Source organism: Microcystis aeruginosa LEGE 91341, assembly GCF_015206885.1.
Taxonomy (GTDB): domain Bacteria; phylum Cyanobacteriota; class Cyanobacteriia; order Cyanobacteriales; family Microcystaceae; genus Microcystis; species Microcystis aeruginosa_H.
The window spans coordinates 1-13,283 of the sequence record NZ_JADEXY010000120.1 but is presented as its reverse complement, the minus strand read 5'-3'; the positions used below and the strand labels follow the sequence as shown (position 1 = coordinate 13,283).

At 46.4% G+C, this 13,283-nt stretch carries 10 protein-coding genes; all 10 read right to left on the bottom strand.

The features are described from left to right. Positions 1-159 precede the first annotated feature (159 nt). A complete protein-coding gene (locus tag IQ234_RS16255) occupies positions 160-606 on the bottom strand; it encodes a response regulator (protein WP_193957843.1) in 447 nt (148 codons plus the stop codon). Then, the gene (locus IQ234_RS16250; RefSeq protein ID WP_193957842.1) at positions 551-2,851 is read right to left on the bottom strand and encodes a sensor histidine kinase; all 2,301 of its coding nucleotides are present in this window, start codon (positions 2,849-2,851) and stop codon (positions 551-553) included. Before IQ234_RS16250 ends, IQ234_RS16255 begins: the two co-directional genes overlap by 56 nt. A 388-nt stretch (positions 2,852-3,239) precedes the next feature. Then, on the bottom strand, positions 3,240-3,521 hold the full coding sequence (locus IQ234_RS16245) for a type II toxin-antitoxin system YafQ family toxin (RefSeq protein ID WP_193957841.1): 282 nt from the start codon (positions 3,519-3,521) through the stop codon (positions 3,240-3,242). Continuing rightward, positions 3,518-3,742, bottom strand: coding sequence for a hypothetical protein (locus tag IQ234_RS16240; protein ID WP_193957840.1), 225 nt, complete (start codon positions 3,740-3,742; stop codon positions 3,518-3,520). Before IQ234_RS16240 ends, IQ234_RS16245 begins: the two co-directional genes overlap by 4 nt. Positions 3,743-4,027: 285 nt before the next feature. Beyond that, positions 4,028-6,079, bottom strand: a complete 2,052-nt coding sequence (locus IQ234_RS16235; RefSeq protein ID WP_193957839.1) for a M3 family metallopeptidase — start codon at positions 6,077-6,079, stop codon at positions 4,028-4,030. 277 nt (positions 6,080-6,356) lie between these two features. Then, complete coding sequence (gene kdpC / locus IQ234_RS16230) at positions 6,357-7,001, bottom strand: K(+)-transporting ATPase subunit C (RefSeq protein WP_193957838.1); 645 nt, start codon at positions 6,999-7,001, stop codon at positions 6,357-6,359. 167 nt (positions 7,002-7,168) lie between these two features. Further along, positions 7,169-7,375 (bottom strand): K(+)-transporting ATPase subunit F, encoded by a 207-nt coding sequence (gene kdpF / locus IQ234_RS16225; RefSeq protein ID WP_193957837.1) that lies wholly within the window; start codon positions 7,373-7,375, stop codon positions 7,169-7,171. A gap of 213 nt (positions 7,376-7,588) precedes the next feature. After that, positions 7,589-8,812 carry a DNA cytosine methyltransferase gene (locus IQ234_RS16220; protein ID WP_193957836.1) on the bottom strand — a complete coding sequence of 408 codons (1,224 nt, stop codon included), beginning with the start codon at positions 8,810-8,812 and terminating at the stop codon, positions 7,589-7,591. Further along, complete coding sequence (gene kdpB, locus IQ234_RS16215; RefSeq protein WP_193957835.1) at positions 8,812-10,971, bottom strand: potassium-transporting ATPase subunit KdpB; 2,160 nt, start codon at positions 10,969-10,971, stop codon at positions 8,812-8,814. Before kdpB ends, IQ234_RS16220 begins: the two co-directional genes overlap by 1 nt. Before the next feature lie 15 nt (positions 10,972-10,986). After that, positions 10,987-12,732: a potassium-transporting ATPase subunit KdpA gene (gene kdpA, locus IQ234_RS16210; protein WP_193957834.1), complete on the bottom strand. Its 1,746-nt coding sequence runs from the start codon at positions 12,730-12,732 to the stop codon at positions 10,987-10,989. Positions 12,733-13,283 lie beyond the last annotated feature (551 nt).

Here is a 13,283-nt window from a genome sequence, read left to right as displayed (position 1 = left end):
GTGTGGGGAGGGGGAATTATGAATTATGAATTATGAAGTGGGGTGTGGGGAGAATAAATAGAAATAATCTCCTGACTCCTGACTCCTAAATCCTATCTCCTGATCCCTGACTCCTATCTCCTATCTCCTATCTCCTGACTCCTGATAACTGATAATAATTCACTCCCCAGGTAAAGTAGCGGTTTCTAACCAAAAAGCCTCGATATTTTTGACAATTTTGAACAAATCGTTGAGATTGCGCGACTTGGTTATATAACAATTAACGTGCAGTTCATAGCTATAAAAAATATCCTCCTCGTTGCGAGAAGTGGTTAAAACCACCACAGGAATTCTTTTTAAACTGGGATCGTTTTTTATTTCCGCTAATACCTCCCGTCCGTCTTTTCTGGGTAAATTCAGATCGAGAAGAATCAGATTAGGACGGGGAGAATCGAGATACTCCCCTTCTCGACGCAGATAATCCATGGCGGTGACACCATCCCTAACGATAACTAATTCATGGGGGACGGTGCTAGTTTTTAATGCCTCTTGGATGAGGCGAATATCAGCTTTACTGTCCTCCACTAATAAGATAATTTTGTGTGGCACGTCCTCGCCAGCGCTCACGCTCGTTACCTCCTAGGGGAATTGTAAAATAGAAAACCGCTCCTTTACCTAATTGAGATTCTACCCAAATTCGTCCGCGATGACACTCGATAATTTTTTTACAAATCGCCAAACCCATACCTGTGCCGGGGTACTCGTCGCGGGTGTGCAGTCGTTGGAAAATCACGAAAATGCGTTCGGAAAATCGGGGATCGATACCAATTCCATTATCGGTGACAGAGAACAGCCATTCCTCCTCTTGACGTTGAGCAGCAATATGAATAGTGGGAGTTGCTTTTCCTCGGAATTTAATGGCATTACCGATGAGATTTTGGAACAATTGCATTAACTGGGTTTTATCTGCCATGATAATTGGCAAAGGATCAACGGTGATTATAGCTTGACTTTCTTGAGTTCTCCCTTTCAGGTTAGCGAGAGCTTTTTCCAGTGCCAGATTAGCATCAATGGTATTAAACTCTACCGCCTGCATATCCACTTTTGAGTAAGCCAGCACATCATCTATTAATGTTTGCATCAAGCTGACACCTTCGACGGCAAAAGTAATAAATTCTTTAGCATCTTCGTCCAGTTCTTCGGTGTAGCGCATTTCTAGCAACTGCACATAGTTGGCGACTTGATTGAGGGGTTCCTGTAAATCGTGGGAAGCGACGTAAGCGAATTTTTTTAATTCGGCGTTTGATAGTTCCAAATCCCGCGCTAAACGTGCCAATTCATCGGCTTGTTTTAAGATGATATTGACGATCGCTTTTCGTAATTCTAGTGCGGCGTTAATTTCTACCGCTTTCCAGGGTAAAGATTTCAGGCGAACGGTTTCTTTCCAGAGGGAGAAAGATTTACGCGGACCGAGACGAATATTACCATCTATGGCAGTCGTTTCGATCGCTTTACCCGGATCACCACCCCAGTTCACGGTTTGAATTACTTCCGGACGAAACCAGAGGAGATAATTACGTTTAGAAATGGGAATTGCTAGTAAACCACTGGCAATGTCTTTAAACTTACCCGCATCGGTATAAATTCGCGGTAAGGAATTGGTATAGTAAACATCTTCATGGACGTTTTTTTCTAGCCAAGTAATCAGATAATTTAGTTCTTCTTCGCTCGGTGTTACTCCAATTAAGGTATAATTGCCGCCTAAATAAATAGCGGCTCCTGTGGCTTTAGTTAGATCAAGCAGATTCGGTTTATGGGCAATTAATCCATCGATAAAGTTATTAGCTTCCGCCATATAATCGATTAATTGCGATTGGACAAAGTTTAATTTCACTCGATAGTCATAATCTTCGGTTTCTTCCCGTGCCGATATTTCCGAAAAAATCACTCTTCCTAAGAATTCACAAGCTTTACGCAGTTCGTAGGGTACATATTTAGGGGTGCGGTGATGACAGGCAATAATGCCCCAGAGACGTTTATTTTCAATCAGAGAAATGGTTAGAGATGCTCCCACTCCCATATTATGTAGGTATTCTAAATGACAGGGAGAAGCACTTCTCAGACTGGACAGGGTTAAATTTAAAGGTTGTTGAGTTTCGGGATGAAGACTAGGCACTAGATCGACGGGTTCAGAGGTGGCATCGGGAATCTGTCGAATCCAATTAGCACTTAATAAATTTCGTGCTGGGAGAGGGATATCGGAAGCGGGATAACGTAAACCTAGATAGGGTTCTAGTTGCTCTATTTTGTCTTCTGCTATCACATCACCGTTATCTTCTTCGTCGAATTTGTATAACATAACTCGATCGAATCCTGTCATTTTTCGCACTTCTTTAACGATGATATTACAGAAATCTTTCAGGTTACGGGTGGCTTCAAGTTTATCGATCGAAGTTTTGGCTAGGTGATAGAAACTCAGGAAAGGAATGTTTTCATAGGAAATAGCTGGTTCTAACTCTAAAATCAGCATTTGTTCGGCGTTACGGTGGAAAATAGCATCAAAGACGGCGAAATCATCCCCTTTAACCCGCGCCCAAATTTTGGAGGGATTGATAGCATCAAAATCGTTATTTTCTATGGCTGATTTCAGAGGATCGATCTGAAAAGGATCGAAGATTTCCTCTAGGGTTTTACCGATAATTTCCCCTGGAGAAATTCCCAATAAACTGCGGCTATTACTGCTAGTTTGGCTGACTTTTAGCTCCGGTTCGCTGAGAACTAAAAGCACTCCGTGCGGTTGAATTCGGTTATAGAGATGGATCGGTTCCCGTTCGATCGAAGTTGGGTTAATTGTCTCGGTTAGAACTTCCATGTGTATTTCCCCCAGAGGATTTTTGCCAAGTTGAAAACTCTTTGTTTATTAAAACTATTTCTTCTCACTTTCAGGGAGCGATCAAGAATAAATTTACTTATCTTAATCCCAGTTCATCAAAAGTAATAAAACTTTAATCAATCAGTTATCTATCGATCAAGCAGTTCTGTTCAGTTCCCTTTATTATAATCGGTTTTTTTCTGAGAATCTATGGTAATTTGTTAAGAATTAAGAGTTAATGTTACAAAGAAAGGATAATTCTTAATAAAAATATACAGTAGTTAAGGGGTTTCAGACCCAAAATTTTCCAGGAACACACGCTAGAAAAGTAGGCGATATCGCACTGTAATTATACAATTGATAAGCAAGAACAAATTAAAGAGATAAATTAGTAAACTTGATCGTGTTTTCCAATATCAACTATAACAATTAAAGTTTTTCCTGAATCAGGATCTTGACGAAAAGTAAAAATAATACGGCAATCGTAACTAACAGAACATGACCAATAACCTTCTAATCTACCTGTCAGCTTATGAGATTTTAAAGAAGGGGTGAAGGGATTATCTTCTAACAAATGTAGAACCTCTGATACCTTGCTTTGTAGTTGAGGATTTTTGCTGATTAAGCGTTGAAAAGCTCTTTTAAAGCTTTTGTCAGCAACTAATTTCATTCTTCTTCATCCTCTAACAAATATGCCATTATCTCTTCAGCACGGCCTTTTTTTGCTGTTCCCATTGCTAAAGATTTTAAGGTTTCTTCGCCATTTTTAGCCATCTCCTCCCGGCGTTTCTCAATGCGTCTTTTACGAATTAGCTCAAACAAATAATCTTGGTCTTCAATGGATAGACTCTCTACCGATTCGATCAGATCTTGAAAAAATGCGATACTCATTAAAGTTTACTCCTGTTAGTTAACTTTTTTTCCTGATATGTTATCACAATATAGTCAAGTAGGGTGCGTTAGGCAATCCCTTGTTTTTAGGGAAAAAATCAAGAGCTAAATATCGCCGTAACGCACCACACAGAAAGGTTTTTGGTGCGTTACGCTACGCTAACACACCCTACTGGATGTTTCAGCAGTTAAGTAGGGTGCGTTAGGCAATCCCTTGTTTTCAGGGAAAAAATCAAGAGCTAAATATCGCCGTAACGCACCAGAAAGAAAGGTTTTTGGCTACTTTTATAAGCCGCTATGACGGAGGAGAGGCTCGGTACTAGGTTCGCGACCCCGGAAAGCTTTAAAAACATTCATAGGATGGGAACTTCCCCCCATAGCTAAAACAGTATCGCGAAAACGACGACCGATCGCTTTCACTGCTTCTTCGTTATCTAATCCCACTTCCTCGAAAGCGGCAAAAGCATCGGCACTGAGAACTTCTGCCCATTTATAACTATAGTAACCCGCCGCATAACCGCCAGCGAAAATATGCCCAAAAGAACACAAAAAAGCATCTTCCGGTAGGGGAGGAATTATCGTCGTCGTCGCCGCTAAACGCTGTCTGACTTGTTTAGGAGTTTCGCTGCCATTGGGTTGATAACGATGGTGTAATTCCAAATCTACTAAAGACAAATGTAGCTGACGCAGCATGGCCGAACCACTCATATAATTCTTAGCTAGGAGCAGTTTTTGGTAGTAATGTTCGGGGAGAGTTTCGCCAGTTTCGTAGTGTTTGGCCATACTCATTAAAGTAGGGCGATCATAACACCAATTTTCCATAAATTGACTGGGCAATTCCACCGCGTCCCACTCAACATTATTAATACCCGCCGCGCCAGAATAATCCACAGTGGTTAACATATGCTGTAAACCGTGGCCAAATTCGTGAAATAGGGTAGTTACCTCCTCAAAGGTCATTAAACTGGGGTTTCCGTCCACTGGAGGCGTTTGATTGCAGATTAAATAAGCCACAGGTAAACGCACCTCGGTGCCGGTTTTGGCCCGACCGATACAGACATCCATCCAAGCGCCGCCGCGTTTTTCGGCGGGACGACTGTAGGCATCGAGGTAGAAATAGGCGATTTTTTCGCCCTTTTCGTCATTAATCTGGAAATAACGCACCTCGGGATGCCAGATAGGTGCTTTACCGTCGGCAGCGATAATTTCTACCCCAAAAATACGTTTAGCGAGGCTAAATATGCCTTCTAAAACCCGTGGCAGCGGGAAATAGGGGCGTAATTCCTCGGCACTAAAGTTAAACTTGGCCTGACGCTGTTTTTCTGACCAATAGGCTATATCCCAATGCTTGAGATCGTCGGTTCCCGCAAAAGTTTTTAAGGCCTCTAAATCCTGTTTTGCCGCTTCATAGCTTACTTGGCGCAAATTGTCAAGCAATTTCTCGATTTCATCCACAGAATTGGCCATTTTCCGGGCAAGACTAACCTCGGCGTAGGTACTATAACCTAAAAGATGGGCCTGTTCCTGACGAAGTAGCAAAATGCGATCGATTAAGGGATTATTATCCAATTCTCCCAGATCGGCCCGACTAACGTAGGCTTTATAGAGTTTTTCGCGCAATTCCCGATTATCGCTGTACTTCATAAAGGGGAAATAACTGGGAAAATCGAGGGTAATCACCCAGGGACCGGTTTCGGTGCTGGCGTTAGCTTCCCCTTGGGCGCGGGCGGTTTGGGCGGCTAAACTAAGGAGACTAGCGGGTAAACCGGCGATATCTTCTGGGGTTGTTAGTTTCAGTTGAAAAGCTTTGGTGGCATCGAGGATGTTATTGGAAAATTTCGTGGTGATTTCCGCTAATTCCAGTTGAATCGCGTTAAATCTGTCTTTTTTCTCCCCTGCTAATCCCACCCCAGCCAATTGAGCATCCCGCAGGGAGGCTTCGACAATGCGCTGTTGTGCCTCGTCTAATTGCCCCCAGCTTTCCCCTTGACGCAGGGACAAAAATGCTTCATAAATGGGTTTACTTTGGCTTAAACGGCTAATAAACTCGACTACCTGTGGTTGTACGGTTTCGTAAGCTTGACGCAATTCTGGGCTATTTTTTACCCCCATCAGATGACCGATAATCCCCCAACTCCAGCTTAAACGTTCTTCGATCTGGGTGAGGGGTTCGACCAATTTTTCCCAGGTGGGGGTAATCTGCGCTTCCAGTTCGGTTAATTCTCTGGTCAGTTCTTGCAAAAGTTGCGTCATCCCAGGGACAATCAGGCCGGGTTGGATTTGGTCAAAAGCCGGTAATCCTTGACCGGCAAGCAGCGGGTTACTGGTATTCGTCATAATTTTTGGTCTGCAAGGGTGAGTAATCTGTATCTTTTACTACCCTAACCTAAATCCCCGACCATCTATCCGGGCGATCGAGTGCTGGAGCTTTTTTCAGTGATCAGTGGGAAGTGGGAAGTGGGAAGTGGGGAGCGGGAATTATGAATTAGTGGGGAAATGGGGAAATTGAACTAATACTAAATCCTGTTATTAAAAACTGATTATTTATGCACCCTTTTGCCTTTTGCCTGTCCTGATATTTAGCCTATGCTCAACGGATTTAGTATCAGAAACCCTATCGGGTATTGGCGATCGCGTCTAGAGCCAGATTCAGTTTCAGCACGTTAACCCCCGGTTCGCCGAAGATGCCGAGAAAGCGCTCGTCGGTGTTTTTGGTAATCAGGATCTCCACTTGATTCGTCGGTAATCCCCGCACCCGCGCCACCCGCTCGATCTGCGCTCTGGCGGCCTCTGGGGTGATATGGGGATCGAGACTCGATCCAGAGGTGTACACCAGAGCTGCGGTGGGTTTAATTCCCGCTTTCTCTAATCGGGGAATCTCCCCCTCTATAGCTTTCGCTGGATCGGGATTGGGTTTTCCTTTAATGCGATCGATTAATGCGGGGTTACTGGGAGCTAGGTTACTCGCTCCCGAAATTCCGGTTTGCAGGATCTTGTTAGGATCGTTTTTCGGATCGGCCGTACTGTAAGCAGTGGTACTCGGACGACTATTAAAATAGCGATCGCTGGTGAAAGGTTGCCCAATTAGAGCCGAACCCACCACTTGACCTTGATTATTGGTAATTAAACTCCCGTTCGCTTGCCAGGGAAAAAGAATTTGACCGATGGCGATCATCGAAAAAGGATAGATCAGGGCAGTAATTACCCAGAGAACTAGGGTAGAACGGATGGCTCTACCGGCCTCGCGTGCAAAACTCATAATTAGGGTTTACTGAAAAAGTTTGTTGGTGGGGTTAGGAGTCAGGAGCCAGTAGTCAGTAGTCAGGAGAATTAGGAATAAACCACAATCAATTAAAGAGTCTATTTAGAGATTTTCTGCTTTTTCCCATTTTTGAACTCTCAAAAATTAATTATGCCAGAAATCTCTTAAAACCTCTCTGGTATAAAGATGACAAAAAATAGGTAGATAAATAAAGCAAAGGCGACCAATCCTAAAAGGGTTAACGCGGAAGCTTGCCACCTATCGATAGTGCTTCCCGTAGAAGCTTGAACGATGGAGGAGAAAAGACTTGTTAGACAGAAATTTAAGAAAATATACCAGAAAAATCGGTGTTTTCTAAGGGATGCCTTCATAAGAATTAGAGTTTTTTGGAGATTTGTTTTTGCCAGTAAATCAAGAAAATAAGTAGGTAGGCGTTAAAAATTATCAGGCACTCCCCTTATCAAGGGGGGATTAAGGGGGGATCGACACCCCCCTTATCAAGGGGGGATTAAGGGGGGATCGACACCCCCCTTATCAAGGGGGGATCAAGGGGGGATCAAAGACAAAATCTATTTTCAATTTAATTATAACCACTTACTTAGCTGTAGTTGTCGATCGGTTGTCTTTTTCCCCTTTTTCAATTCATAGTTAAGAATACATTGTCCCACATATCTGGCCAGATTAACAGGGACAGCATTGCCAATCATTTGTTCTAGATTAGATTTTGTTCCAGCAAAAATAAAGTCTTTAGGGAAAGTTTGGATATAGCTTCGCTCGCTCGTTGTTAGCGGTCTTAATTTTTCATGAAGATGACAAGCATCACCGGGATGTTGTCGATAGGTTTTGGGAACTGGTCGATTTACTCCTCGAATAGTAGGGCTAGGTTCATAAATACTGAATATCGCCCTTCTTTGATAGCTTCTAGGATGTCTATAATAGTATTCTATATCTAATTTTTTGCCCATATAGTCAAATACAGTCAGAGGTTGACTTGATAAATTGTCATTGATTTCATCGATTAAAAAATCGTCTTCTTCCTTCATTTTACCGATCAGAAAATATCTTTTTCTAGTTTGAGGAACTCCGCAGTAACAAGAATTAATAACTTTTCCAGTTAAACCATAACCATGGCTTTTAAAAATTTGTTTTGCTTGAATGAGTATTTTACTTTTCTCAATTCTATCCACATTTTCCATAACAAACCATTGGGGACTTAGTCTAGTGACAATTTCGGCGAATGTGAGCGTTAGATTCGCTCGTCCTAAACCCTCGTTTCTCTTACCGGCACTGGAAAAGTCTTGACAAGGAGGGCTGCCGACAATAATCTCAGGATTATATTGAGCCAATATTTCTTGATTAGATTCTCTAGATAAATCGACATTAAATATCGGATGACTAAAGTTATTTCTATAGACATCTATAGCAGGTATCCAATTATCAAATGCGGCCACAATAGTAAACCCCGCTTTTTGGAAACCTAAAGATAAACCACCACAACCAGCGAATAAATCGATTGTGATCATTTTGCTTTTTCCTCTAAATTGACTCTCGAAAGCGTAAAATAAATTATCGGAATCGGGAGCTAGACCGTATAACTCTTTTGTACTTAACTCCGCAGGTTGAATTTTAAAATTTTCATCAAGTTTCAGATCTACATTTTTCAGTCCTTTTCCATCTAAGTAAGCGCACAAAGAAGCTGGAAATGAGGAATTAAATTGATTTTTACCCCAGGTTTCTTTTTGGGTAAAATCCCGATTCGAGTGCCTCAATCCGAATAAACTAGGCTTAAATATTGCAGATTTTCCCATTACCTCAACCCGATCGCTGAAATCATCTCATCAATAATCTTAATGGCAATAAACGGCGCAATCATGCCCCCCACGCCGTAGATGAGGATATTGCGCCGCAATAGTTGGTCAGCGGTGAGCGGGCGAAATTGAACGCCTTTAAGTGCTAGGGGAATCAAAACGGGGATAATCAGGGCATTGTAGATCAGGGCTGAGACGATCGCCGATTGAGCGCTTTTCAAACCCATGATATTTAAAGCACCGATCCCGGCAGCGGCGAAAATTGTGGGGATAATGGCGAAATACTTAGCAATATCGTTAGCTACGGAAAACGTGGTCAGGGCGCCGCGGGTAATTAATAACTGTTTGCCGATGGTCACTAAATCGATCAGCTTGGTCGGGTCAGAATCCAGATCCACCATATTAGCCGCCTCCTTCGCCGCTTGGGTTCCAGAGTTCATCGCCACACCGACATTAGCCTGGGCCAGTGCCGGTGCGTCGTTAGTGCCGTCCCCCGTCATGGCAACTAACTTGCCTTGGGATTGCTCGCGACGGATCACCTCGATCTTATCTTCCGGGGTAGCCTCGGCGATAAAATCATCCACCCCCGCCTCCGCCGCGATCACCGAGGCCGTGATCTGGTTGTCGCCGGTGAGCATGATCGTTCTCACCCCCATGCGCCGTAATTGGTCGAAACGCTCTTTTAATCCAGGTTTCACGATGTCTTTGAGATAGATCACCCCGTAGAGATCGTTACCCTGACAGACAGCCAGGGGAGTCCCCCCTAAACGGGAAACCCTTTCCTGGGCCTGATCGAGGGTATCGGGAACGGAACCACCCCTGGAACGGACGAAACCTTTAATCGCTTCCACGGCCCCCTTACGGTATTCCTCACCGTCCCTATCGGTGCCGCTCATGCGGGTACGAGCCGAGAATGGGATTGCCTCGCCGGGTTGGCCATCGATGGGGGGGGTTGCGCCCAAATTCCGGGCTAAGGTAACGATCGAGCGTCCTTCCGGGGTTTCGTCGAAAAGGCTGGCCGCTAGACAGACGCGGGCTAATTCTTCGAGGTTATGACCGTTGACGGGGATAAATTCGTCAGCCAGCCGGTTGCCGAGGGTAATCGTTCCCGTTTTGTCGAGAACGAGGGCATTGACGTCGCCGCAGGCTTCCACCGCCCGCCCAGAGGTGGCGATGACGTTAAACTGAGCCACACGATCCATCCCAGCGATACCGATCGCGCTCAATAAACCACCGATCGTCGTGGGAATAAGAGCGACGAGGAGGGAGATCAAGATGGCGATACTGGAACCGGCCCGAAAGGTATTCGCAACCGCAGGACTGAGGCTCGTTTCCAGAAAACCAGCGATATAATTCCCGATCGGCGGAATTGTGGCGACGACAATTAAAAAGACTTGGGTTAACACGGCTAGAAGTACCGTCAGCGCGATCTCGTTGGGGGTTTTCGTGCGCTCGGCCCCTTCCACAAGGGAGATCATGCGATCGATAAAACCCTGGCCGGGATCTTGGGTGATCCGCACTGTCAACTCGTCGGAGAGAAGCCGCGTACCGCCGGTGACGGAACTGGCGATGTCGGTGCCGGGTTGTTTGAGGACGGGGGCCGATTCTCCGGTGATCGCCGATTCATCCACCGAACCGATTCCCTCGATCACTTCCCCGTCGGCGGGAATCACGTCCCCGGCCACCAGTTTCACCCGATCGCCCCGAGCCAAGGCCGTGGAACTGACCGACTCGATCGAGCCGTCGGCCAGGATTTTTCGGGCGGTTGTGTCGCTGCGGGTGGAGCGTAGGGCATCGGCCTGGGCTTTCCCCCGTCCTTCAGCGACCGCCTCGGCGAAGTTGGCGAACAGCACCGTGGAGAAGAGGATCAGGGTGATGATGCCGTTAAGTAGCCGTTGTTGTCCGCTGTCTGCGGCGATTGTGCCGAATAGATTCGGGTCGATTGTGACCAAGGCCGTGACGATCGTTCCCAACCAGACCACGAACATGACTGGGTTACGCACGGCGATGCGCGGGTCGAGTTTAAGGAAGGACTGCCGGATCGCACGTTGATAGAGACCGGTCCGGTTTACCTTGGGGGTATGGCGGCGGTCGTCCCGGCGACCTCTCGGCACTCGCAACGGTCGGGGGGACTTAGAATTTCCTTTGTTCGTTCTCATAAATTGTCTAAACTCCTAGCCGATCATCCGCGTGATTTGAAAGGCTTCCGCGATCGGCCCGAGGGCTAATATCGGGAAGAAAGTCAGCGCACCGAGAATTAAAATTACCCCGGCCGTCACGCCGGTAAAGAGTCCGGTATCGGTGCGGAGGGTTCCGGTTGTGGCGGGAACCGGTTGTTTGCGCGACATCCCATCGGCCAACAAGAGCAGGGCGGCGATCGGGATATACCGTCCGGCCAGTAAACTAAAGGAGGTGCTGAGATTCCACCAAAGGGCTGTAATCGTCGGTTTTGCTCCATCTGCGATTGCGATTGGCGAGGGTTGGGAATCCCCTAGTCCCTCAAATCCCGACCCGTTATTGGCGGCGGCGGAAGCGTACTCGTAGATAACTTGAGATAATCCGTGAAAACCGGGGTTACTGATGCCCTGAAAGTCAGGAAAGGCAAGGGCGATCGCTCCAGGGATGAGGATGGCGATCGGGTGAACCAGCAGAATTAAAAAACTCGCTAATACCACTTCCCGTTTCTCAATTTTGCGCCCGAGGAATTCCGGGGTTCGTCCCACCATTAGCCCGGTGACGAATACTGCGAGGATCAGATAGGCAAACAGGTAGGCGGTGCCAGTTCCCTGGCCTCCAAAAACGATTTGCAGGAACAGATTCGAGAGGGTGACGAAGCCACCGTTCGGCATCAAGGAATCGTGCATGGCGATCACCGCACCGCACATGGTGGCTGTGGTAGTTACCGCGTACAGGGCCGATTGCGCCCAACCGAAGCGCACTTCTTTGCCCTCGAAGTTAACCGCTTGATCAACCCCTAGCAGGGAGTTAACCGCCGGGTTGCCGTTATATTCCCCCATCGCGGTGATGATGGTAAAGCCGATGAAAATACTGAGGGGAATTAGATAGATTAACCAAGCTTGCTTGAGATTATCGGCGAAAATCCCGTAGGTATAGATCAGGGAGGTGGGAATCGAGAGAATCGCCACCAACTGCACCAGATTGACGAATCCATTCGGGTTTTCCAAGGGGTGGGCCGAGTTGCTGGTGAAGAAGCCGCCGCCGTTTTCTCCCAATTCCTTAATAATCTCGAAGTGGGCCACTGGACCGCGGGCGATCGCCTGACTCAGGTTGGGGTTTTCTAGCGTCGGCAAGATCGCCGGGCCGGCGAGGGTTTCCGGGACTCCGGCGATGATCAGGGCAATTGCCCCCACGATCGAGATCGGTAAGAGAATACGGGTGATCGCTCGGATCAGATCCACGTAGAAATTGCCCAACGGTCGCCCCGTCAGTCCCCGAATAAAGGCGATCCCCACCGCTAGACCAGTTCCGGCCGAGGTGAACATCTGGTAGCCGAGTCCCCAGATCTGACTGCCGTAGCTGAGGGTGGTTTCTCCAGAATAATGCTGTTGGTCGGTGTTGGTGATAAAGGAAATCGTCGTATGTAGCGTGGTGTCCCAAGTGGGGGCGGGGATCCCCGTCGGGTTGAGGGGAAGGACTCCTTGGCCCGCAATCAGGGAAAAAACCAGAACTGCTATTACCGCGTTACTGTAGAGAACGGCGCGGGCGTACTGCCAGCCGGTCATATTCTCTTTCCCTTTCACCCCGACGAAGCTGTAGAGAAGACTCTCGGCTCGATCGCACAGTGGGTCGAGTAGGGTTCTCCGTTCCATGAACACCCTAGCCATATAGCGCCCGAAAAAGGGGGTGATTGCCACGATTATCAGGATCGTGAGCGCGATTTGAATCCATCCTTGCAACATGGTTCGATCGACTCCAAAAAAAGCCAGTGGTCATTGAGCTTGTCGAAATGTAGAGGCTCGATCAACGGATTCGACAAGCTCACCGTCCATGATCGACTGGGAAAATCACGGGTTCGCTGTCTCGAAAACGCTTGAGAAAACCAAGTTTGTCTAATCATTAGCGATCGTTAACCAGTGGATGATCGAGGGGTTACTATCGCCTCTGCTGGGATGATTATAGCGATTTGTCGCGTCTTGACAATCTATATTTTTTCCGTTCGTTATCCTATCAGCTTTTATTCACTTATGCAGAAATACTGACAATCAGCAATTATCAGTGACTCCTAAAATTTTACGTCACAAGTCGTTGAACAAACAGGAATAATTATGCAAATGCCATCGCAGAAAACGGGTTTCTCGAAGAAACCCGTTTTCTGCAAACGCCACGCAATTTATACAAGACATTCGCTCAATTCGCTCAATTATTAAGTAGCTGGTTATAATTAAATTAAAAATGGATTTTAGGTTCGATCCCCCCTGCCCCCCTTGATAAGGGGGGTGCCGATCCCCCC

Excerpts from the sequence above, each read along its gene's own strand:
- IQ234_RS16250 (WP_193957842.1), bottom strand. The coding sequence starts at position 2,851 with ATGGAAGTTCTAACCGAGACAATTAACCCAACTTCGATCGAACGGGAA.
- IQ234_RS16245 (WP_193957841.1), bottom strand. The coding sequence starts at position 3,521 with ATGAAATTAGTTGCTGACAAAAGCTTTAAAAGAGCTTTTCAACGCTTA.
- IQ234_RS16240 (WP_193957840.1), bottom strand. The coding sequence starts at position 3,742 with ATGAGTATCGCATTTTTTCAAGATCTGATCGAATCGGTAGAGAGTCTA.
- IQ234_RS16235 (WP_193957839.1), bottom strand. The coding sequence starts at position 6,079 with ATGACGAATACCAGTAACCCGCTGCTTGCCGGTCAAGGATTACCGGCT.
- kdpC (WP_193957838.1), bottom strand. The coding sequence starts at position 7,001 with ATGAGTTTTGCACGCGAGGCCGGTAGAGCCATCCGTTCTACCCTAGTT.
- kdpF (WP_193957837.1), bottom strand. The coding sequence starts at position 7,375 with ATGAAGGCATCCCTTAGAAAACACCGATTTTTCTGGTATATTTTCTTA.
- IQ234_RS16220 (WP_193957836.1), bottom strand. The coding sequence starts at position 8,812 with ATGGGAAAATCTGCAATATTTAAGCCTAGTTTATTCGGATTGAGGCAC.
- kdpB (WP_193957835.1), bottom strand. The coding sequence starts at position 10,971 with ATGAGAACGAACAAAGGAAATTCTAAGTCCCCCCGACCGTTGCGAGTG.
- kdpA (WP_193957834.1), bottom strand. The coding sequence starts at position 12,732 with ATGTTGCAAGGATGGATTCAAATCGCGCTCACGATCCTGATAATCGTG.